At 69.0% G+C, this 23,164-nt stretch carries 11 protein-coding genes and 1 pseudogene; 3 read left to right on the plus strand and 9 right to left on the minus strand.

The window, feature by feature from the left end:
• Positions 1-126 (minus strand): annotated as a pseudogene (locus B551_RS27370) (energy transducer TonB); the annotation flags it as partial.
• Positions 127-716: 590 nt separating this feature from the next.
• On the opposite strand from B551_RS27370, the gene B551_RS19675 reads away from it, so the two are divergent.
• Entirely contained in the window at positions 717-3,017 is a 2,301-nt protein-coding gene (locus B551_RS19675) for an AAA family ATPase (protein WP_006576874.1), read from the plus strand.
• A 52-nt stretch (positions 3,018-3,069) separates the two neighbouring features.
• On the opposite strand, the gene murI is transcribed toward B551_RS19675, so the two are convergent.
• From murI to B551_RS19695, 4 genes are all read right to left on the minus strand, one after another.
• Positions 3,070-3,906: a glutamate racemase gene (gene murI / locus B551_RS19680; protein ID WP_006576875.1), complete on the minus strand. Its 837-nt coding sequence runs from the start codon at positions 3,904-3,906 to the stop codon at positions 3,070-3,072.
• A gap of 272 nt (positions 3,907-4,178) precedes the next feature.
• Positions 4,179-5,702 (minus strand): fumarate hydratase, encoded by a 1,524-nt coding sequence (locus B551_RS19685; RefSeq protein WP_006576876.1) that lies wholly within the window; start codon positions 5,700-5,702, stop codon positions 4,179-4,181.
• 217 nt (positions 5,703-5,919) lie between these two features.
• Positions 5,920-6,468: a TIGR00645 family protein gene (locus tag B551_RS19690; RefSeq protein WP_043441654.1), complete on the minus strand. Its 549-nt coding sequence runs from the start codon at positions 6,466-6,468 to the stop codon at positions 5,920-5,922.
• Between the two features lie 87 nt (positions 6,469-6,555).
• Positions 6,556-7,581: a DMT family transporter gene (locus B551_RS19695; RefSeq protein ID WP_256364483.1), complete on the minus strand. Its 1,026-nt coding sequence runs from the start codon at positions 7,579-7,581 to the stop codon at positions 6,556-6,558.
• 401 nt (positions 7,582-7,982) lie between these two features.
• On the opposite strand from B551_RS19695, the gene acs reads away from it, so the two are divergent.
• Both acs and B551_RS19705 read left to right on the plus strand, forming a co-directional pair.
• Positions 7,983-9,965: an acetate--CoA ligase gene (acs, locus tag B551_RS19700; protein WP_006578867.1), complete on the plus strand. Its 1,983-nt coding sequence runs from the start codon at positions 7,983-7,985 to the stop codon at positions 9,963-9,965.
• Positions 9,966-10,060: 95 nt separating this feature from the next.
• The gene (locus B551_RS19705; RefSeq protein WP_006578866.1) at positions 10,061-12,112 is read left to right on the plus strand and encodes a VC_2705 family sodium/solute symporter; all 2,052 of its coding nucleotides are present in this window, start codon (positions 10,061-10,063) and stop codon (positions 12,110-12,112) included.
• Between the two features lie 24 nt (positions 12,113-12,136).
• Here B551_RS19705 and B551_RS19710 read toward each other — a convergent pair whose 3' ends face one another.
• The 4 genes from B551_RS19710 to B551_RS19725 form a co-directional block, all read right to left on the minus strand.
• Complete coding sequence (locus B551_RS19710; protein WP_006578865.1) at positions 12,137-13,309, minus strand: HlyD family efflux transporter periplasmic adaptor subunit; 1,173 nt, start codon at positions 13,307-13,309, stop codon at positions 12,137-12,139.
• Between the two features lie 4 nt (positions 13,310-13,313).
• Positions 13,314-15,614, minus strand: a complete 2,301-nt coding sequence (locus B551_RS19715) for a type I secretion system permease/ATPase (protein ID WP_083492679.1) — start codon at positions 15,612-15,614, stop codon at positions 13,314-13,316.
• Complete coding sequence (locus B551_RS19720; protein WP_006579429.1) at positions 15,607-17,076, minus strand: TolC family protein; 1,470 nt, start codon at positions 17,074-17,076, stop codon at positions 15,607-15,609. The genes B551_RS19715 and B551_RS19720 overlap by 8 nt, the downstream gene beginning before the upstream one ends.
• Positions 17,077-17,324: 248 nt before the next feature.
• Positions 17,325-23,164 (minus strand): Ig-like domain-containing protein (locus B551_RS19725; protein WP_023264850.1); only part of this gene is annotated, 5,840 nt, incomplete at its 5' end.

A 23,164-nucleotide genomic window follows, 5' to 3' on the forward strand; every position in this document is an offset into this window, starting at 1 on the left:
GATGATTTCGGGCGCGATCACCGCTTCGGTCATCTTGCGCGCGAGCCCACTCTGAATCAGATACAGCAGGCCGGCGTGGAAAAGCAGAACGGCAAGCGTGATCTTGAGGAAACGTTGATCGAACATGTGAGACAACAAATTTCGGCTAACCGGCGTTGCAGGCGCGGCCTTCCGCCCGAAGGCGGCATCGGTGTGTCGGGCGCGAGCGGCGCGGCGATTGGGCTGTTCCGAGGCTGTTCTGCAGCCGTTCCAGCAATCTATTTACGGCGAAACAGCACCAGCGAAATACCGCAACCAACCAGCAGGCTAATCAGCAGTTCCATGATAAACGCTCCTTCAAAGTCAAAGCCCGGGGGAGCGCCACTCTCTGGCAGCGTGTCAGCGCGTGAGTATAAACGATAATGATTCCTATTTGTCGGCCTTCTCGCCACTTGACCCTGCTGAAGGCCGGGTCGTTTGCCGGCCATGCCTGCGGGGTCGCCCCGACTAACCGCCCCCGGCAAAGCGAGCTAGCATACGAAAAAAGGGCCCGGTGAACTGGCAGGCAGCCGGCGCGACAAACGGTAGAAGCAGGCGAAACAGCAGGCGATCGCGGTCGATAACAGAGCACGCGGCAGGAACAGCGGCAAAGCAGGCCGAGAACCAAGCGAAAAAAACGGCGAAGGAAGCGGCGGCGACGGTCCCCCGTCGCTCGTCCGGGACGAGGAGCCTTGCCCATGGATTTCACCCGCAGCATCGACGAGGACCGGCCGGCGCTGTTGCGCGCGGCCCCCGGGGCGGGCGCCACCACGGCGCTCGACTGGATGTGCGCCCAGTTCGCATTGCGCGTGGTCTGCGCGCTCGGGCCGCGTTTCAATCTGCGCAGCAATATCAACGACGTGCTGACGGTCAGCGCGCAGGAACTGGTCTGGCCCTATGGCGTGGTAATGCGCGTGCAGCGCTTTCTCGCCGCGCGCTGCGCCGACATGCCGGCCTGGCGCGGCGCCGGCCGGCTCGCTCCGGAGGAGTTTCTCGAGCGGCACGGCCAGTGGAACAGCGCCTTCGACGAGGGGGCGCTGTTCTATTACCTGGACGAGTACGTCAAGCACCATGCCAAGGACATGTTCACCGTGTTCGAGGTATCGGCCGCCGCGCTGGCCGCGCGGCTCGACGGCGAGCGCGTGCTGCTGGTCCGCAATATCGACATGCTCAGCCATGTGCTGGACCTGCCCGACCACGAGCGCAAGCTGTTGCTGTTCGCCGCGCTGGCCAAGTACAAGCGCGACCTGCGCGCCGTGATGGTCGACTGCAAGGTCGCGCACAGCCAGGAGGCGTTCCAGATCCTGGCTGGGCTGACCGGCGCCACCGCGGCCCAGGTCGCCGCCTCGCTGCGGCCGGGCTCGCGGCTGGAGACGCTGAACCTGATCGAGCAGCCGCTGCCCGAGAACAGCGTGACCGACCTGGGCGACCTGATGCGGCTGTCCGACCGGCTGCTGCATGTGCTGCTCGGCAACTACGCCGACGAGGCCGAGATGATGGCGGTGTTCACCCGGCCGGCCGCGCCGCCGACGCTGTCGAGCACCGACTATCCCCATGTCGAGAGCGATGCCCGCTACCTGACCGCGCTGCTGGCCAACGCCACGCGCCAGCATGCCGAGGGCGTCAACGTGCTGATCTACGGGCCGCCCGGCACCGGCAAGACCGAATTTGCACGGCTGCTCGCGCGCGAGGCCGGCTGCGAGCTGTACGAGGTCGACTGCCTGGACCGCGACGGCAACAGCCTGTCGGGCAAGGACCGTTACCGCTCGCTGCAGGTGTCGCAGGCCTTCCTGCGCGGCCGCGCCAATACCGCGCTGCTGTTCGACGAGGTCGAGGACGTGTTCCCGGGCTCGGCGCGGGAGCTGATGAGCCTGTTCGGCCAGGAGGACACGCGCGGTTCGGTCAACGGCAAGGCCTGGGTCAACCAGACGCTCGAGCGCAATCCGGTGCCGGTGATCTGGATCTCCAATTCGATCCGGCAGATCGATCCCGCCTATCTGCGCCGCTTCCAGTTCCATCTGGAGCTGCGCATTCCGCCGCCGCAGGTACGCGAGAACATCATCCGCAAGCATCTGGGCGGACTGGCGGTCAGCGATGGCTTTATCGCGTCGCTGGCGGCGCGCCGCACGCTGACGCCGGCGCAGGTGCAATCGGCTGCGCGCTTCGTGCAGCTGGCCCAGCCCGGCATCGGCGAGCCGGTCGAGACGCTGATCCTGCGCCAGCTCGAGCACGCCGACCGCGCGATGGGCCTGCGGCCGGAAGCGGAGACGCGGCCGGTGGTCACGCATTACCGGCTCGACCGGCTGAACCTGGAGACGCGCTATCGCGTCGAGCGCATCATCCAGGCGCTGCAGGCGCGGCGCCGCGGCACGCTGTGTTTCTACGGCCCGCCGGGCACCGGCAAGACGGCGCTGGCCGAACATATCGCCGCCGCGCTGGAGCTGCCGCTGATGATGCGGCGGGCCTCGGACCTGATGAGCAAGTACGTCGGCGAGACCGAGCAGCAGATCGCGGCGATGTTCGCGCGCGCCGAGGAAGACGGCGCGGTGCTGCTGCTCGACGAGGCCGACAGCTTCATGCAGAGCCGGCAGCAGGCGGTGCGCAATTACGAGGTGTCCGAGGTCAACGAGATGCTGCAGGGGATGGAGCGGTTCAACGGCATCTTCGTCTGCACCACCAATCTGTTCGACCGGCTCGACGAGGCCGCCTTGCGCCGCTTCTCGTTCAAGATCCGCTTCATGCCGCTGCTGCCGGCGCAGCGCGAATCGATGTTCGTCGACGAGGCGCTCGACGGCGACGCGTCGGCACTCGACGAGGCGATGCGGCGCGAGCTGGCCGGGCTCGACGGCCTGACGCCGGGCGACTTTGCCACCGTCAAGCGGCAATGCGCGCTGCTGGGCGAGGCGCTGACGCCCGACGAATTCCTCGCGCAGCTGCGCCAGGAGCATGCGGTCAAGCCGGAGGTCAGGGAGCGCCGTCAGGTCGGCTTCGTGCGCTGAGGCAACAACGCCGGGCGGCGCCGCGCAAGGAGCCGCGCAAGGAGGCGCGAGATCAGGGCGTGATCGGCGCCGGTTCGATCACCACAGTCTCGGCCGCGGCATCGACATGCAGCAGCGCCCGCGCCATCCGGCGCAGGTGTTCGGCATCGCTGGTGGTGCAGTAGCGCGCCACCGCGATCGGATTCGCGCCAGCGTCCACGCCGCTGCCGGCGTCGGCCGCCAACCCGTGCTCGGCCAGCTTGCGCTGCAGTTGCCGCGCGACCGCGACGCCGGTATCGATCAGCGTCATCCGCCCGCCGATCAGCTCGCGCACGGTTTCGCTGAGGAACGGATAGTGGGTGCAGCCGAGCACCAGCGTATCGGCGCCGGCTTCCAGCATCGGCGCGAGGCACGTCTGCAGCCGCTCGCGCACCAGCGGTCCGTCGACATCGCCCTGTTCGATGCGCGCGACCAGCCCGCCGCCGGGCTGGCAGACGAAGCGGCACTGGTCCTCCAGCGAATGCAGCAGCCGCGCGAACTTGTCGCTGGCCAGCGTATTGGCGGTGGCCAGCACGCCGACCACCTTGCTGCGGCTGGCCGCCACCGCAGGCTTCAGTCCCGGCTCGACGCCGACGATCGGCAAGGGCAGGCGCTCGCGCAGCGCCTGGATGCCGTGCGCGGTGGCCGTATTGCAGGCCACCACCAGCGCCTTGCAGCCCTGCGCAGCCAGCCATTCGCAGGCCTGCAGCGTGCGGGCCTGCACGAACGCCTGCGGCTTGTCGCCATAGGGCGCATAGCGCGAGTCGGCGAGATAGAGCAGGTTTTCGTGCGGCAGCAGCGCGCGCACCTCTCGCAGCACGGACAGGCCGCCGAGGCCGGAATCGAAGATGCCGATGGGGAAGCGGGACACGGGGGAGAGCTTGCCAAGGGGAATAGGGGGCGGTTGCCCTCTCCCCCGGCCCCTCTCCCGCAAGCGGGCGAGGGGAGCCAACCAATCGCGCCGGAGACTGCCCGGGGTGTGCTCCCTCTCCCGCTTGCGGGAGAGGGAGGAAACCAATCGCGTTGGAAACTGCCCGGTGTGCGCTTCCTCTCCCGCTTGCGGGAGAGGGTTGGGGAGAGGGGCAGGGGCGGTCGATGGTCGCGGGCGATGGCTATCGCCGCAGACTCACCGAACTCAGACCCTTAACCCGCCGCGACCGGAATCTTGCCGATCCTGGCCTGCCATTCCGCGGGGCCGGTCTTGTGCACCGACGTACCGCTGCTGTCGACCGCGACCGTCACCGGCATGTCCTTGACGTCGAACTCGTAGATCGCTTCCATGCCGAGGTCTTCGAACGCCAGCACCTTGGCGCCGCGGATCGCCTTCGACACCAGGTAGGCCGCGCCGCCGACCGCCATCAGGTAGGCCGACTTGTGCTTCTGGATCGATTCGATCGCCACCGGGCCGCGCTCGGCCTTGCCGATCATCGCGATCAGGCCGGTCTGCGACAGCATCGTCTCGGTGAACTTGTCCATCCGCGTGGCGGTGGTGGGGCCGGCCGGGCCGACCACTTCGTCGCGCACCGGATCGACCGGACCGACGTAGTAGATCACGCGGTTGGTGAAGTCGATCGGCAGCTTCTCGCCCTTGGCCAGCATGTCGGCGATGCGCTTGTGCGCGGCGTCGCGGCCGGTCAGCATCTTGCCGTTCAGCAGCAGCGTCTGGCCCGGCTTCCACGAGGCCACTTCCTCGGGCGTCAGCGTGTTCAGGTCGACGCGCTTCGAGGTTTCGGTGTTCGGTGCCCACTCGACCTTCGGCCACTGCGACAGGTCCGGCGCTTCCAGCCTGGCCGGGCCGCTGCCGTCCAGCGTGAAGTGCACGTGGCGGGTGGCGGCGCAGTTCGGGATCATCGCCACCGGCTTGGACGCGGCGTGCGTCGGGCAGGCCATGATCTTGACGTCCAGCACGGTGGCCAGGCCGCCCAGGCCCTGCGCGCCGATGCCCAGCGCATTGACCTTCTCGTACAGCTCGACGCGCAGCTCCTCGATCCAGTCCTTCGGACCGCGGGCGATGATGTCCTGGATGTCGATCGACTCCATCAACGATTCCTTGGCCATCACCATCGCCTTCTCGGCGGTGCCGCCGATGCCGATGCCGAGCATGCCGGGCGGGCACCAGCCCGCGCCCATGGTCGGCACGGTCTTGAGCACCCAGTCGACGATCGAGTCGGACGGGTTCAGCATCACGAACTTGGACTTGTTCTCCGAGCCGCCGCCCTTGGCCGCGACCTGGATGTCCACCTTGTCGCCCGGCACGATCTCGTAGTGGATCACGGCCGGCGTGTTGTCCTTGGTGTTCTTGCGGCCGCCTTCGGGCGGGTTGACGATCGAGGCGCGCAGCACGTTGTCGGGGTGGGTGTAGCCCCGGCGCACGCCCTCGTTGATCATGTCGGTCAGGCCCATGGTGGCGCCGTCCCAGCGCACGTCCATGCCGACCTTGACGAAGACGGTCACGATGCCGGTGTCCTGGCAGATCGGGCGCTTGCCTTCGGCGCACATGCGGCTGTTGGTCAGAATCTGCGCGATCGCGTCCTTGGCCGCCGGACTTTGTTCCAGCTCGTAGGCACGGCCCAGGCTGGTGATGTAGTCCATCGGGTGGTAGTAGCTGATGTACTGCAGGGAGTCGGCGACGCTCTGGATCAGGTCTTCTTGCTTGATGACGGTCATGTCTTGTGGGGGAGGGCAGTCGGACAAAAGCGGACGAAAATTCCGCCCGAATCATACACCCCCTCGCCAGACGCGTCCCGGACGGAGGGCGGCTGCCTGCCGTTAAAAGTTGCGTTAATTCCACATCGTGCGCGAATATCGGACAAACGGTGGACGACCGCGGCGCAATAAAAAACCGCGGCGCCGGCCGCGGTTTTTGTTCAGTGCGCAGTTCGAGTTACAGCCCCCGATCCTGCAGCGCCGGATGCGAGTGCGTGATCATCTTGTCGACCCACGCCATCGCGATTGCAGAGAACAGGAAGGCGACGTGGATCACCACCTGCCACATGATCGTATGGGTGTCGCGCTGTCCCGCGTCGATGAAGGTCTTCAGCAGATGGATCGACGAGATGCCGATCAGCGCCATCGACAGCTTGACCTTCAGCACGCCGGCATTGACGTGGTCCAGCCATTCCGGCTCGTCCGGATGGTTGTCGATGCCCAGCCGCGAGACGAAGGTCTCGTAGCCGCCGACGATCACCATGATCAGCAGGTTCGAGATCATCACCACGTCGATCAGGCCCAGCACCACCAGCATGATCTTGTTCTCGTCGTACTCGGTGACGTGGGCCAGCAGATGCCAGACCTCCATCAGGAAGTGATAGACGTAGACGCCTTGCGCGACGATCAGGCCGAGGTACAGCGGCAGCTGCAGCCAGCGCGAGGCGAAGATCAGACGGGGAATCGGGCGCATCCGATGCGGCTCCGGCGATAAGTTCGATGCCATGGTGGTTGCGTTAGCTTTGCGTAAGGGGTTGTGTTGCTCGGTACGGAAAGGACGCGCCGGCCGACGGCCGATCATGCGGCGCGCCGGTCAGCGGCCGCGGGATTGTACCGTGGCGCCATGTCGGGACTCGACGCCGGCGGACTCGACGCTGGCGGACTCGACACGGGAGGGCTCCATGCCGCCGGCATCGCCTCCGCGGTCCCCGCGTGCGGCCGCCGCGCGCGCCAACTTGCCGGGCCAGCTCGCCAGTGCGATGCCCGCCAGCACGCAGACCAGCGCGACGCCGTGCGCCCAGCCCGGCGTTTCGCCGAGGAACACGATGCCGTACAGCGCCGCGGCGATCGGCAGCACCGAGGTGAACACGCCGGCCAGTTGCGCCGGCACATGGCGGATGCCCTTCATCCACAGCCAGAACGAGAACACGCTGGCGGACAGCGCGTACCACAGCACCATGGCCCACACGTGCAGCGGCACGGCGCTCGCGTCGAAGTCGAGCAGCGGCACCAGCCCCAGCGGCAGCATCAGCAGGCCGCCGATCAGATGCGTATAGGCGCAGATCTCGATCGCGGCCAGCGTCTGCGCCAGCCGCCTGGACAGGATCACGTAGATCGATTCGCAGACCACCGCGCCCATCACCATCAGGTTGCCGAGCAGCGCATCGCCGCTCGCGCCGCCTGGCTGGCCGCCGCGGGCGATATTGAGCACCGCGATGCCGACCACCGCCAGCAGCACCGCCAGCACGGTGCGGCGCGACAGCCGTTCGCGCAGCACCAGCCACGACAGGATCGCGACCGTTGCGGGAATCGTGCTGGTGATGACGCCGGCGGACATCGCGCTGGTCAGGCGCACGCCGCCGAGCATCAGCAGCGTGAACAGGAAGGTCCCGAAGAAGGCCTGCAGGAACAGGTTGAACCACTCGCGGCGGGACACGCGGCGCATCCGCGCGGGCCGGTACCACGGCGACAGGCAGACGATGGCGATCACGAAGCGCAGCAGCGCGAACAGCAGGATCGGCACATGGGCGACGATCGCCTTGCCAAGGCCGACATTGCTGCCGACCAGCGCCATCGACGCGGCCAGCAGCAGGGCATTCAGGGGAACGGAAGGGGGCACGGGTTCGGTACTCGGTGGCACTTCGCGCGAGCGGGGCGATGACCGAGATCGCGCCGCATACTGGGCGAAAACGGGCTGCCAACGCGCTGCCAACGCGCTGCGAGCGGGCCGCAGGCCAGCCTCGATCGGCGCGGCAGCGCGCGCCATCGCACGCGCCGGGCGATTATAGCTATGCTAGCCTTAAGGCTTAGGCTTCACATGCGGACGCCGCGACCATCCCCGCGGCGCGCCCGCGCAGCCGGCATCATTGCTGCGTCGCAATGCGCCTTCGCCCTGAAAGCGGGGAGGGACGCGAAGGACGGAAAGGACAGGCAAGGACAGCGTCAGGTTGCAGTAAGCCGCGCAGCGTAGCGTTGCGGCAAAAGTATCGAAGCCATATCCGGCCTTTCAGGAGACGAGCTATGTCCGCCATCGAATCGGTGATGCAAGAGCATCGCGTATTCCCCCCACCCGAATCGTTCGCCAAGAGCGCCGCCATTTCCGGCATGGACGCCTATCGCGCGCTGTGCGAAGAGGCCGAGCGCGACTACGAAGGCTTCTGGGCGCGCCACGCCCGCGAGCAGCTGGTCTGGGCCAGGCCGTTCACCAAGGTGCTCGACGAGAGCAATGCGCCGTTCTACAAGTGGTTCGAGGACGGCCAGTTGAACGCCTCGTACAACTGCCTGGAGCGCAATCTCGAGAACGGCAACGCCGACAAGGTCGCGATCGTGTTCGAGGCCGACGACGGCACGGTGAGCCGCGTCACCTATCGCGAGCTGCATGCGCGCGTGTGCCAGCTGGCCAATGGCCTGAAGGCGCTGGGCATCAGGAAGGGCGACCGCGTCGTCATCTACATGCCGATGTCGGTCGAGGGCGTCTGTGCGATGCAGGCGTGCGCCCGCATCGGCGCCACGCACTCGGTCGTGTTCGGCGGCTTCTCCGCCAAGTCGCTGCAGGAGCGGCTGGTCGACGTCGGCGCGGTGGCGCTGCTGACCGCCGACGAGCAGATGCGCGGCGGCAAGGCGCTGCCGCTGAAGGCGATCGCCGACGAGGCACTGGCGCTGGGCGGCTGCGAGGCGGTCAAGCACGTGGTGGTCTATCGCCGCACCGGCGGCAAGGTCAACTGGGTCGAGGGGCGTGACCGCTGGCTCGACGAGGTCTGCGCCGGCCAGCCCGAGACCTGCGAGGCCGAGCCGGTCGACGCCGAGCATCCGCTGTTCGTGCTCTATACCTCGGGCTCGACCGGCAAGCCCAAGGGCGTGCAGCACAGCACCGGCGGCTATCTGCTGTGGGCCTTGATGACGATGAAATGGACCTTCGACATCAAGCCCGACGACCTGTACTGGTGCACCGCCGACATCGGCTGGGTCACCGGCCACACCTACATCGCCTACGGCCCGCTGGCGGCCGGCGCCACGCAGCTGATGTTCGAGGGCATCCCGACCTATCCGAACGCCGGCCGCTTCTGGGACATGATCGCGCGGCACAAGGTCAGCGTGTTCTACACCGCGCCGACCGCGATCCGTTCGCTGATCAAGGCCGCCGAGGCGGACCAGGCGGTCCATCCGAAGCAGTACGACCTGTCGAGCCTGCGCCTGCTGGGCACCGTCGGCGAGCCGATCAATCCGGAAGCCTGGATGTGGTACCACGAGAACATCGGCCGCGGCCGCTGCCCGATCGTCGATACCTTCTGGCAGACCGAGACCGGCGGCCACATGATCACGCCGCTGCCGGGCGCGACGCCGCTGGTGCCGGGCTCGTGCACGTTGCCGCTGCCGGGCATCATGGCCGCGGTGGTCGACGAGACCGGGCAGGACGTGCCCAACGGCAGCGGCGGCATCCTGGTGGTCAAGCGTCCGTGGCCGGCGATGATCCGCACCATCTGGGGCGATCCGGAGCGCTTCAAGAAGAGCTACTTCCCGGCCGAACTGGGCGGCAAGCTCTATCTGGCCGGCGACGGCGCGGTGCGCGACAAGGAAACCGGCTACTTCACGATCATGGGCCGCATCGACGACGTGCTGAACGTGTCGGGCCACCGCATGGGCACGATGGAGATCGAGTCGGCGCTGGTCGCCAACCCGATCGTCGCCGAGGCCGCCGTGGTCGGCCGTCCCGATGACACCACCGGCGAGGCGATCTGCGCGTTCGTGGTGCTCAAGCGCGCGCGTCCGACCGACGACGAGGCAGCGCAGATCGCCAACGAGCTGCGCAACTGGGTCGCCAAGGAGATCGGGCCGATCGCCAAGCCGAAGGACATCCGCTTCGGCGACAACCTGCCGAAGACGCGCTCGGGCAAGATCATGCGCCGCCTGCTGCGTTCGCTGGCCAAGAACGAGGAGATCACGCAGGACACCTCCACGCTGGAGAATCCCGCGATCCTCGAACAGCTGCGGCAGGCCAAGTAAGACCGGCCGCGCGAAGCGGGCGCCGCGATCACGGCGCCCGCTTCGCATTTGGCTGCCGCCGCCTTCTTCCTCTCCGTCCCGCCCACCCCACGCCCATGGCCCAGGCCCAGTCGCGCTTTCGCCGCCGGCTGCTGCTGTACTACGGCCTGTTCACGCTCGGACTGTTCGGCTTCATCGGCATGATGGGGCTGCTCGAGCGTTCCAACGCCGACGCGCTGTGGCTCGGCTACGTCTTCCTGTTCATCACCATCGCGATCTATGCCTGCATCGGGCTGATCTGCCGCACCGCCGACCTGCACGAATACTACGTCGCGGGCCGGCGCGTGCCCGCGATGTTCAACGGCATGGCGATCGCCGCCGACTGGATGAGCGCCGCGTCCTTCATCGGCCTCGCCGGCATCCTGTTCGCCTCCGGCTACGAGGGGCTGGCCTATGTGATGGGCTGGACCGGCGGCTATTGCCTGGTGGCCTTCCTGCTGGCGCCGTATCTGCGCAAGTACGGCGGCTATACGATTCCGGATTTCCTCGCCGCGCGCTACGGTAACGGCAAGCCGGGCGGCAACCTGCCGGTGCGCGGCATCGCGGTGCTGGCCGCCTCGCTGTGTTCCTTCGTCTATCTGGTCGCGCAGATCCAGGGCGTCGGGCTGGTGGTCACGCGCTTCATCGGCGTGGACTTTGCCGTCGGCGTGTTCTTCGGCCTGGCCGGCATCCTGGTCTGCTCGTTCCTCGGCGGCATGCGCGCGGTGACCTGGACCCAGGTCGCGCAGTACATCGTGATGATCGTGGCCTTCCTGGTCACGGTGTCGATGATCGCGTGGAAGCATCATGGCGAGGCGGTGCCGCAGCTGGGCTACGGCACGGTGCTGACCGATGTCGGGCAGCGTGAACGCGAGCTGCTGCGCGATCCGGCCGAGCTCGCGGTGCGCGAACACTACCGGCAGCAGGCGATCGAGCTGCAGGAGCGCATCGCGCGGCTGCCGCAGTCGTTCGACGAGGTGCGCGACGGGCTCAATGCGCGGCTGCTCGAGCTGCGCGCCCGCAACGCGCCGCTGCGCGAGATCAAGGCGGTCGAGCGCGAGCGCGCCGACTATCCGCTGGACCCGGCCGCCGCCCTGCAGCAATGGACCCAGCAGCGCGAGGAAGCGCTCGCACGCAGCCAGCCGCCGGTGCCGGCCACCGAGCCCTATCCCTCGCCGTCGGAAGCGGAGCGCAAGACCGACCGCCTGAACTTCGTGCTGCTGACCTTCTGCCTGATGCTCGGCACCGCGAGCCTGCCGCACATCCTGACGCGGCTCTACACCACGCCGTCGGTCAAGGAGAGCCGCAATTCGGTGGCCTGGGCGGTGTTCTTCATCGCGTTGCTGTACGTCAGCGCGCCCACGCTGGCGGCGCTGGTCAAGTACGAGTTCCTGCACCATCTGGTGGGCACGCCCTATACCGATCTGCCGGCCTGGGTCACGCAATGGCGGCGCATCGATCCGCCGGTGTTCGGCATTCGCGATGTCAATGGCGACGGCATCGTGCAGTGGGCCGAGGTGATGATCCAGCCCGACATGATCGTGCTGGCCGCGCCGGAGATCGCCGGGCTGCCGTATGTGATCTCGGGCCTGGTCGCCGCCGGCGCGCTGGCCGCGGCGCTGTCGACCGCCGACGGGCTGCTGCTGACGATCGCCAACGCGCTGTCGCACGACGTCTTCTATCACATGGTCGACCGCGGCGCGAGCCAGCAGCGGCGCGTGACCACCGCCAAGATCCTGCTGCTCGGCGTCGCCCTGTTCGCGGCCTACGTGACCTCGCTGCGGCCGGGCAACATCCTGTTCCTGGTCGGCGCCGCGTTCTCGCTGGCCGCGTCGAGCTTCTTCCCGGTGCTGGTGCTGGCGATCTTCTGGAAGCGCACCACCGCGGCCGGCGCGTTCGCCGGCATGCTGGCCGGGCTGTCGGTGTCGATCTACTACATCTTCGTCAACTACCCGTTCTTCACGCGGATGACCGGCATCTTCGGCGACCGCTGGTTCGGCGTCGATCCGATCGCGTCGGGCGCGTTCGGCGTGCCGGCCGGGTTTGCGGTCGCGATCGTGGTCAGCCTGCTGACGCGGCGCAATGCGCCGGTGATCGACCGGCTGGTCACCTATCTGCGCAAGGGCTAGTCGAGCGGGGCTGATGCGCAAGGGCTAGCGTTCGCGCAGCGCTTCCGCCGCGCGGTTCAGCGGCTTGACAAGGTAGTCCATCACGGTGCGGCGGCCGGTGCGGATCTCCGCGGTCGCCACCATGCCCGGCAGGATCGGATGGCGCTTGCCGTCCTTCGTCTCCAGGAACGCATGCTGGGTCAGCACATAGACGCGGTAGTAGTAGATGCGCCGGTCGACCTGATCCTCGATGGTGTCCGGCGAGATCCGATCCACCCTGGCCGGCAGCGTGCCGTAGATCGATGGCTCGAACGCGGTGATCTTGACCGTCGCCTCCTGGTTCGGATGGATGAAGGCGATGTCGCGCGGCGACAGCCGTGCCTCGATCAGCAACTGGTCGCCCAGCGGCACGATCTCCATCAGCACACCGCCTGGCGTGATCACGCCGCCGATCGTCGAGACGCGAATGTCCTTGACGATGCCGCGCGCGGGCGAGGTGATCGCGGTGCGGCGCAGCTGGTCGGCGCGTCCCTCGCGCACCTTCAGCAGCGGGCCCAGGTCCGCCATCGTCTTCGCGTAATCGGCCTTCAGCGCGACGTAGTACTCGCTCTGCGTCGAATCGAGCTTGGTGGCGAACTCGGCCACCTTCTGCCGCAGCCGCAGGATCTCGACCTCGTTGGTGGCGCCGGTGCGCAGCAGCGGCAGCGCGATCTGCAGCTCCTGCTCGGCCAGGCGCAGCTGCTGGCGCAGATTGCCGAGGTTCTCGCGGAAGGCCCGGCGGTTGGCGACGAATAGCTGCCGCTCGCGTTCGACCACCGCGGTATCCCTCGCCAGTTCGGCCGGGAAGTTGACCGAGTCGGCGTCGTTCATCTCCGCATGCAGCCGCGCGGCGCGCGCCTGCAGCGCGGCGATCCGTTCCAGCGTCTCCTCCATCGACGAGCGGGCCTGCACCGGGTCCAGCGTGGCGAGCTGCTGGCCGGCCTCGACCACATCGCCCTCGCGCACCGCCAGCTCGGCCAGGATGCCGCCCTCCAGGCTCTGGATGATCTGGCCCTTGGAGGCGGGCGTGACCTTGCCTTCGCCGACCGCGACTTCGTCCAGGCTGGCGAAGGCCGACCACAGCAGGAAGGCCGCGATCGCGCCGATGCCCAGCCACAGCAGCAGGCGTGCGCCGCCGGCGCCGTCTTCGAATCGTGCACGCATCGAGATCTTGTCCATGGCGCTACTCCGCGGCCGTTGCCTGGGCGGGCGCCGCCGGCTTGGCCGGCGTTTGCGCTGCCGCCGTTCGTGGCACCGCCGTGCGCTTGAGCTGGGCCAGCACCTCGTCCTTCGGCCCGTCGCGGACGACGCGCCCGCGCTCGAGGACAACGATGCGGTCGACCAGCGCCAGCACCGGATAGCGGTGTGTGGCGACGATCAGCGTGCGCCGGCCCAGCCATTGGCGCATCCGTTCGATCACCGCCAGTTCGGTACCCTCGTCCAGCGACGCGGTGGGCTCGTCCAGCAGCAGCACCTGCGGGTCGCGCAGGAAGGTGCGGGCCAGCACCAGCACCTGCTTCTGGCCGCCGGACAGGCCGAGCCCGTTCTCGCGGATGCGCAGGTCCAGCCCGTGCGGCTGGTTCAGCAGCAGCTGGTCGGCGCAGGCAAGCCGCAGCGCGCGCAGCAGCTGCTCGTCGGTAGCGAGCGGATTGGCGATCAGCAGGTTGTCGCGCAGCGTGCCGTAGAAGGGGCTCGATTCCTGCAGCACGCTGCCAATGTCGCGGCGGATGTCGGCGACGTCGATCAGCTCCATCGGCGTGTCGTCCAGCACGATGCGGCCCTGCGTCGGCGAAGCCAGCCCGCCGGCGAGCCGCAGCAGCGTCGACTTGCCGGCGCCGACGCGCCCCAGGATCGCGATGCGTTCGCCCGGCGCGATGCGCAGCTGCGGAACCGTCAGCACCGGCTTTTCCTGCGGGTCGAAGCCGAAGGCCACGTTCTCGAAGCGATAGCCGCCCCGCAGCACCGGCTTGTGATAGGTGTCCCTGTCGGGATCGTGGTCCACCGGCAGCCGCAGCAGCTCGTCCAGCGCCTTCTTGCCGACGCGCGCGTTCTGGATGCGGCCCAGCACCGCGGGGATCTGCGCCAGCGGCGCGATGGTCCGGCTGGTGAGGATCGAGCAGGCCAGCACCGCGCCGAATGACAGGTTGCCGTCGAGGATGCCGTAGACGCCGGCGATCACCACGCCGACATAGGCGATCTGCTGCACCGTCTGCGACACGTTGACCAGCAGTCCGGCGATGAAGCGCTGCTTCAGCCCGATCTCGCCGTTGACGTGGTTGGCGTGGTCCCACAGCCCGCGGAAGCGCGGCTCGGCCTGCAGCGACTTGATGTCCTCGGCGCGGTAGATCGACTCCATCAGGATCGCATTGCGCAGCGCGGCCTCGGCCATTCCCTCGCGCGACAGCCGGGCCAGCGGGATCTGCGCCAGCAACCCCGGCAGGATCAGCAGCGGGATCGCCGCCAGCGGAATCGCCACCAGCCAGCCGCCCAGTACCCAGATGATGAACAGGAAGGCCGCGACGAAGGGCAGGTCGATCAGCACGCCAAGCGTGCTTGAGGTCAACAGCTCGCGCAGCTGTTCGAGATCGCGCAGCTTCGCGATCAGCGTGCCGGGAGAGCGCGGCCGCGCATCGTTGCGGATATCGAGCACGCGGGCAAAGAACATCGCCGACAGCTTGATGTCGACGCGCTTGCCGAAATGGTCGGTGATCGAGACGCGCGCGGTCCGGATCAGCAGTTCGAGCGCCAGCGCGAGCGCCACGCCCGAGGCCAGCACCCACAGCGTATGCAGCGAGCGCGCCGGCACCACGCGGTCCCACACCTGCATCGCGAACAGCGAGGTACCCACCGCCAGCAGATTGCCGAACAGCGAGCCCAGGCCCAGGTCGAGCATCGTGCGCCAGTGCACGGTGAAGATGCCGGTCAGCCACGAGTCCGGCGCCGCGCGCAGATACGCGTCGAGCCGGTCGCCGCGCCGGGTGGTGCGCGCCTGCACCAGCAGCATGCGGCCGCTCGTTTCGCACGCCAGCGCATCGAGCGTCAGGCTGCGCTCGACCGGCTTGCCGTCCAGCGGCAGCAGCAGCGTGGCCACGCCGTTGGCGACGGCGATCACCATGCCGACCGAGCTGGTGTTGCCCTGGCCCAGCGGCACCAGCACCGGCAGCATCACCGGCGACAGCTTCGCCGGCGGCAGCGCGACGAATTGCGCGGACAGGCCGGCGGATGCGGCCAGCTCGGCGATGGCGGTCTCGCGCTGCGCCTCGTCGCGCCCGCTCCACGCCGCGGCATTGCGCAGCTGCTCGGGCGAGGCCTGCACGTTGAGCTGCCGCGCGGCGAGCAGCATCGCATCGATCCATGGCTGCAGCGTCGCCTGTGCCTCGGGTTCGGCCTGGCGCTGAGCCTGGGCCTGGGCCTGCCGCGGGGGCGTTTGCGGGGACTGCCCGGCGGCCTGCGCCAGCGCGCTCAACGAAGTAGGGTCATTCATCGCGTGCGCCTTCCTGCTGCCGCAGCAGCTCCACGAACTTGCCGACCGCGGCATACGCCTTGATGCGGGCGCGGATGCCGTCGGCCATGGCGTTGATCCATTCTTCCTCGGCGAGGAAGATCTCGCGGTCGCGCGTGATCACCTCGGTCAGCGAGCGCTTGTTCAGCATGTATTCCTGCCAGTACAGATTGCGCGAAGAGCGCGACAGCTCGATCACGTTGCGGTAGCTGGCCAGCCGCGCGGCCGCGCCTTCCGCCTCGGTCTGCGCCGCATACAGCGCGGTGCGCGTGCGCAGCCGCTGGTTCTCCAGCGCATCGGCGGCGGCGCGCTCCTGCGCCTGCGCCGCGGCGATGCGGTGCTGCGCGAGCCGGCCCAGCGAGAAGTCGCCGCGGATCGACAGGCCGACCCAGGTATCGTCATTGGCGTTGGCGCGCCCGGTCGACAGCGAACGGCTGACGCCGACGCTGACCGACGGGTAGCGCTCGGCCTTCGCCAGGTCGACATTGGCCGCGGCGGCATCGACGGCGGCGCGTGCCGCCTGCACCGACGGCGTGTCGTCGATCTGGTCGTCGCGGCCGCCGCCGCCTTCGCGCGTGATCCGCTCGATCACGCCACTGGTATTGGCCAGGTCTGCCACCTGTTGCGGACGCGCGCCGATCAGCTCGGCCAGCCTGGTGGCGGCGACGTCGAAGCGGTTGCGCGCCTTCAGCACTTCGGCATTGGCACGCAGCGTGGACACCTCGGCCAGGTCGCGGTCGGACGACACCGACAGGCCGGCGCGCACGCGCTCGCCGATGCGCGCGCGCGTCTCGTTCATCGATTCGACCTGGCGCTGCGCGGCCGCGATCACGGCCTGGCTGGCGGCCAGTTCGACAAAGGTATCGGCGGTATTGGCGGCTACCGTCTCGACGGTATCGGCGAGCTGATGCTGGCTCTTGCCGAGATTGGCGTCGGCCGCCAAGACCTTGCTGCGGGTGCGGCCGAAGTCGTAGAGCAACTGGCTGGCGCCGACCGAGGCGCGCGAGCCGAGGTCGTTGCCGCCGCTGCCGAAGCTGCCGCCGTAGCCGGGCTGCACGCCGTATTCGATCTTCGGGTACCAGGCGGCCTTGGCGACCGAGATTTCGGAAAGATTCTGCGTGACCACCGCGTTCGCGCGGCTGATGTCGGGATGGCGCGCGATCGCGATGCCCACCGCGTTGCGCAGCGTCAGACCGTCGAGGGCGATGCGCTGCGGCGTGGAGGGGCTCGGCATGCCGGCGGAGGCCGCCGACGGCGCCGGCGTCGTGGAAGCGGTGTAGGGCGCCGCCGACGCCGGCCCTGGGCAGGGCAGGACCAGCATCGCCAGCGCGGCAAAGGCGGACAGCGTCGCCGATACCGGCGCGGTACGCAGCGTGTCCCCGGCACGATGCCGGGAATGGAGCGGGCGCTGCCGGGTCCGCGCTCCGTTGGCAAGGAGGGCCACGATGGATCTCAACGATGTCGGTTTCACGAAATCACCACGGTCCGCGGTGAAGGCTTTGACATGTGGCCACGCATCGGTCGCGAGGCAGCGTCGCGGCCGACGGGGTAGTGCAGGGCGGGTCGATGCGGTGGGGCGATGCGGTGGGGCGCGTCTCCTGGTGGTCGGCTCGATGACGGGTCGGTGACGGGATCGATGGAAAGGGTCCGGCGAAGCGGGCGGCGGAACGGGGAGACCGCCGCCCGCCTCGCTCAGACCAGAACCTGACGATTGGCCAGCAGCGTCTCCAGATCGGTATTGACGTTGTTCAGCGTGACCAGCGCTTCCGAGCCGAATGCGGCCCCGGTGCCGTCGCGGTCGATATGGATCACCGTATTGGTGCCGTCGGTGGTCACGCTCAGGTAGTCGCCAATGTTGTCGCCGGCATCGATCGTCGCCACGCCGTCGACGTAGTGCGCCGGACCGTCGCCATCGCCGGTGTAGCCGACCAGCAGGCTCGACAGGTCGATCACGTCGGAGCCGGCTTGTCCGGGCGCCGTCCCCACCGTGAAGTCGGTGATGATGTCGCTGCCGTTGCCGCCGGTACCGTCGTTGCTGACGACCTCGTACAGGAACACATCGCTGCCGGTGCCGCCCGTCATCGTGTCGTTGCCGGCGCCGCCGATCAGCAGGTCGTTGCCGTTGCCGCCGATCAGCGTGTCGTTGCCCGCGCCGCCGCGCAGCAGGTCGTTGCCGTCGCCGCCATCGAGCGTGTCGTCTCCGGCGTAGCCGTACAGCCGGTCGCTGCCGTTGGTGCCGGTACGCGTATCGGCCCCCGACGTGCCTTCGACGATGGCGCTCGACTGGCTCGAGCCCAGCAGGCCGGCGAGTACCTCGGCGCTTGCCAGCTGGCTGGCGCTGGCGGTATCGGTCAGCCCCGTGGTGTCGGTCGCGGTGATCGTGAAATTCGACAGCAGGTCCAGGCTGACGCCCAGCAGGCCGCCTTCGATCGTCACCGAGCCGAGCAGCTCGTTGAGCCGCAGCGTATCGATCGGCCCGCCGTCGGCGGAAGTGATCGTCAGCGTCGACACTGCCCCGATCACGCCCAGGATGCCCGGGTCGTGCAGCGGAACCACGTTGATGCCCAGCTCCGCGGCAAGCTCGGCGTTGTATCCGAGGCGCTGCAGCGGCAGGCCGATCAGGCCGCCGTAGCGCAGCACCACCTGCTGGATGTTGTTGTTGTAGTCGCTCGCGCCGAACACCTGCTGCGAACTCAGGTCGATCAGCCCCAGCACGTTGGCGTCGACGATGCCCAGCAGCCCGCCCGATTCCTGCGCGGAGACTTCCGGCGCGACGTCGGTCTCGATGGTGAAGTCCTGCGTGGTGCTGCTGCCGATATTGCCGGCGGCATCGATGACCCGGACCGCCACCGAGTGGTTACCGTCGGCGAACTGATGATTGCTTGCCGACCACGACCACGTGGTGCCGTTGACGCTCGCCTGCGTCCAGGTATTGCCGCCGTCGTAGCTGACCTCGACCCGGTCGCCGGCAGCGAGCGGCGCGCTCAGCGTCCCGCTGAAGGTCGGCGTGGTATCGCCGGTGATCCAGTCTCCCGCGGTGCCGGTGTCGTCGGTGACGCCAGTGATGGCCACCGTGGCGGCGGGCGCCGCGGTATCGACGGTCAGGTTGAACGCCGCGCTGGCGGGGCTGGCATTGCCGGCCGCATCGGTCGCGGTGGCGGTCAGCGCATAGCTGCCGTCGGTCAGCGGGGTGGTCGGCGTGAAGGTCCAGTTGCCGGTGCCATCGGCGGTGACGGTCCCCAGCAGCGTGGTGCCGTTGAAGATCCGGACCGTGCTGTTGGCCTCGGCCGTACCGGCGATCGTCGGCGTGCTGTCGTTGGTGCTGCCGCCCGAAGTCAGCGGGCCGCTGACCGGGTCCACATCGTCGGTGACGCTGGCAATCGTCGGGATGGCAGGAACGGTCGCGTCGATGGTCGCGGTCGCCGGCGCGCTGACGTTACCCGCGGCGTCGGTCGCCGTGACCGCGATGGCGGTGCCGTCGGCCAGCGGCGTCGCCGGCGAGTAGGTCCAGTTGCCGCTGCCATCCGCGGTAACCGTGGCGTCCGCCGTGCCGTCGCCATCGGTATCGATGCCGATGGTGCTGTTGGCCTCCGCGGTGCCGGCGATGGTGTTGCCGGTGAACTGCGTGATCAGCGGCACGCCGGGCGCCGCGGTGTCGACGGTCAGGTTGAACGCCGCGCTGGCGGCCCCGGCATTGCCGTCGCCATCGGTTGCGGTGGCGGTCAGCACGTAGCTGCCGTCCGCCAGCGGCGTGGTCGGCGTGAACGTCCAGTTGCCGCTGGCGTCGGCGGTCACGCTGCCGAGCAGCGTGGTGCCGTTGAAGATCTGCACCGTGCTGTTGGCCTCGGCCGTGCCCGCGATCGTCGGCGTGGTGTCGTTGGTGCTGCCGCCCGAGGTCAGCGGACCGCTGGCCGGATCGGCGTCGTCGGTCACCGTGGTGATCAGCGGCGCGTTCGGCGCCGTGGCATCGACGATGTCGGTGGCCGGTGCGCTGGTATTGCCGGCCGCGTCGCTGGCGGTGACGCTGATGGCCGTGCCATCGGCCAGCGGCGTCGCAGGCGAGTAGCTCCAGTTGCCAGCGGCATCCGCGCTCACTGTGGCGTCGGCGGTGCCGTCGCCATTGGTGTCGATCTCGATGGTGCTGTTGGCGTCCGCGGTGCCGGCGATCGTCGTGCCGCTGGCCTGGGTGATCTGCGGTACGGCCGGCGGGGCGGTATCGACGGTGAAATCGAATGGCGTGCTGGCCGGGCCGGTGTTGCCGGCGGTGTCGGTGGCAACCGCGGTCAGCGCGTAGTTGCCGTCGGCCAGCGGCGTGGTCGGCGTGAAGGACCAGTTGCCGGTGCCATCCGCGGTCGCGGTGCCCAGCAGCGTGGTGCCGTTGAAGATCTGCACCGTGCTGTTGGCCTCGGCCGTGCCGGCGATCGTCGGCGTGGTGTCGTTGGTGCTGCCGCCCGATGCCACCGGGCCGGTGACCGTGCCGGTATCGTCGGTGACGCTGTCGATTGCCGGCGCGGCCGGCGGCGTGCCGTCGATCGTCACCGTATCGGGCGTGCTGACATTGCCGGCGGCATCGACGGCAGTAACCGTGACGACGGTGCCGTCGGGGAGCGGCGTGGCAGGCGTGTAGGTCCAGTTGCCGCTGCCGTCGGCGGTGACGGTCGCCTCGGGCGTGCCGTCGCCGTCGGTGTCGATCTGCACGGTGCTGTTGGCTTCCGCGGTGCCGGTCAGCGTGGTGCCGTTGCTGTCGTCGACGGACGGCTGGGCCGGCGGGGCGGTGTCCAGCGTGAAGTCGAACGCCGCGCTGGCCGGGCCGGTATTGCCGGCCGCGTCGGTCGCGGTGGCCGTCAGCGCGTAGCTGCCGTCGGTCAGCGGCGTGGTCGGCGTGAAGGTCCAGGCGCCGGTGCCGTCGGCGGTGACGGTGCCCAGCAGCGTGGTGCCGTTGAAGATCTGTACCGTGCTGTTCGCTTCGGCGGTGCCGGCGATCGTCGGGGTGCTGTCATTGGTGCTGTCCCCGGAAGTCAGCGGCGCGGAGACCGGACCGGCGTCGTCGACCACCGTGTCGATCGAAGTCGCGGTTGGCGCCGCGGCGTCGACCGTCTCGGTGGCCGGCGCGCTGGTGTTGCCGGCGGCATCGGTCGCCGTGACGGTGACGACGGTGCCGTCGGGCAGCGGCGTGGCCGGCGTGTAGCTCCAGTTGCCGCTGCCATCGGCCGTGACGGTGGCATCGGACGTGCCGTCGCCATTGGTGTCGATATTGACGGTGCTGTCCGCTTCGGCCGTACCCTGCAGAACCGTGCCGTTGGTCGGGTCGATGGTCGGCAGTGCGGGCGGCGCGGCATCGACGGTTTCGGTCGCCGGCGCGCTGGTGTTGCCCGCGGCGTCCGTCGCGGTGACGCTGACCACGGTGCCGTCGGCCAGCGGCGTGGCCGGCGTGTAGGTCCAGTTGCCCGCGCCATCGGCCGTGACCGTGGCGTCGGCCGTGCCGTCGCCGTTGGTGTCGATCCGGACGGTGCTGTTGGCCTCGGCGGTGCCCTGGAGCACCGTACCGTTGGTCGGATCGATGGTCGGCACGGCGGGCGGCGCCGCGTCGACCGTCTCGTCGGCCGGCGCGCTGACGTTGCCCGCGGCGTCCGTTGCGGTGACGCGGACCACGGTGCCGTCGGCCAGCGGTACGCCCGGCGTAAAGCTCCAGTTGCCCTGGCCATCGGCCGTCACGGTGCCGTCGGCAGTGCCGTCGCCATTGGTATCGATCGCGATGGTGCTGTATGCCTCCGCGGTGCCGATGATCGTGGTGCCATTGGCCTGCGCGATGACCGGTACGGCAGGGGCGGCAGTATCGAGTGTGAAGTCGAATGCGGCGCTGGCCGGGCTGGTGTTGCCGGCGGCGTCGGTGGCAACGGCCGTCAGCGAATAGCTGCCGTCGGCTAGCGGCGTGGTCGGCGTGAAGGTCCAGTTGCCGCTGCCGTCGGCGGTGACCGTGCCGAGCAGCGCGGTGCCGTTGAAGATCTGCACGGTGCTGTTGGCTTCCGCGGTGCCGGCGATCGTCGGCGTGGCGTCGTTGGTGCTGCCGCCCGAGGTCAGCGGGCCGCTGGCCGGGTCCACGTCGTCGGTGACGCTGCCGATCGACGGTGCCGTCGGCGCGACGGAGTCGATGGTGGCGGTGACGGGCCCGCTGCTGTTGCCGGCGGCATCGAGGGCGGTCACGCTGACGGTGGTGCCGTCGGCCAGCGGCGTGGCGGGGGTATAGCTCCAGTTGCCGCCGCCATCGGCGTTGACCGTGGCATCGGGCGTGCCGTCGCCGTTCAGGTCGATCGCAATGGTGCTGCCGGCTTCGGCCGTGCCGGCCAGCGTGGTGCCGGTGGCCTGCGTGATGGCCGGGGCGGCAGGAGCGGCGGTATCGACGGTCAGGACGAAGGCGGTTCCCGGTCCGCTGACATTGCCGACCGCATCGGTCGCCGTCGCCGTCAACGAATAGCTGCCGTCGGCCAGCGGCGTGGTCGGCGTGAAGGTCCAGTTGCCGCTGCCGTCGGCGGTCACGGTGCCGAGCAGCGTGGCGCCGTTGAAGATCTGCACGGTGCTGTTCGCTTCCGCGGTACCGGCGATCGTCGGCGTGGTGTCGTTGGTGCTGCCTCCCGAGGTCAGCGGACCGCTGACCGGGTCGGTGTCGTCCGTGACGCCGGAAATCGCCGGCGCGGCAGGGGCGGCCGCGTCGACGGTCGTCGTCGCGGGGCCGCTGGTATTGCCGGCCGGGTCCGTTGCCGTGACGGTGACCGTGGTGCCGTCCGGCAGCGGCGAGGTCGGCGTGTACGTCCAGTTGCCGCCGCCGTCGGTGGTGACGGTGGCGTCCGGTGAGCCGTCGCCGTTCAGGTCGATGCCGACGGTGCTGCCCGCTTCCGCGGTGCCGCTCAGCGTGGTGCCGTTGGTCGGATTGACGGTCGGGGTGGCCGGGGGCTGGGCGTCGACGGTCGTGGTCGCGGGCTCGCTGGTATTGCCGGCCGGGTCGGTGGCGACCACGGTCACCTTGGTGCCGTCCGGCAGCGGCGAGGTCGGGGTATAGGTCCAGTTGCCGTTGCCATCGGCGACGACCGTGGTATCGGGCGTGCCGTCGCCGTTCAGGTCGATGCCGACCGTGCTGCCGGCCTCCGCGGTCCCGCTGAGCGTCGCGCCATTGCTGGGGTTGAGTGTCGGCGTGGCGGGCGCCGTGGTGTCGATCGTCACGTCGATCACCGTGGGCTCGCTGGTCTTGCCATCGCTGCCGGTCTGCGTGACGACGATCTGGTGCTGGCCCGACGGCAGTGCGGGTGGCGTGTAGCTCCAGTTGCCGTTGGCGTCGGCGTTGATGGTCACCGGCGGCTGGCCGTCGATCGAGATCTGGATGCGGCCGTTGGGTATGGCGCCGGTGCCCTGCAGCGTCGGCGTGGCGTCATTGGTTGCGCTGCCGTTGGCGATCGCGCCGGTGACCGGCGCCTGGTCGTCGATCAGGCTGACCGTCGGACGCGCCGCCGTCGGCTGGCGGTCATCGCCGCCACCAC

Source organism: Cupriavidus sp. HPC(L) (genome assembly GCF_000307735.3).
Classification (GTDB): domain Bacteria; phylum Pseudomonadota; class Gammaproteobacteria; order Burkholderiales; family Burkholderiaceae; genus Cupriavidus.

What these genes read in the sequence shown, in the direction of transcription:
- B551_RS19705 (WP_006578866.1), top strand. Translation starts at nt 10,061, where the DNA reads ATGGCCCAGGCCCAGTCGCGCTTTCGCCGCCGGCTGCTGCTGTACTAC.
- B551_RS19675 (WP_006576874.1), top strand. Translation starts at nt 717, where the DNA reads ATGGATTTCACCCGCAGCATCGACGAGGACCGGCCGGCGCTGTTGCGC.
- B551_RS19685 (WP_006576876.1), bottom strand. Translation starts at nt 5,702, where the DNA reads ATGACCGTCATCAAGCAAGAAGACCTGATCCAGAGCGTCGCCGACTCC.
- acs (WP_006578867.1), top strand. Translation starts at nt 7,983, where the DNA reads ATGTCCGCCATCGAATCGGTGATGCAAGAGCATCGCGTATTCCCCCCA.
- B551_RS19710 (WP_006578865.1), bottom strand. Translation starts at nt 13,309, where the DNA reads ATGGACAAGATCTCGATGCGTGCACGATTCGAAGACGGCGCCGGCGGC.
- B551_RS19690 (WP_043441654.1), bottom strand. Translation starts at nt 6,468, where the DNA reads ATGGCATCGAACTTATCGCCGGAGCCGCATCGGATGCGCCCGATTCCC.
- B551_RS19715 (WP_083492679.1), bottom strand. Translation starts at nt 15,614, where the DNA reads ATGAATGACCCTACTTCGTTGAGCGCGCTGGCGCAGGCCGCCGGGCAG.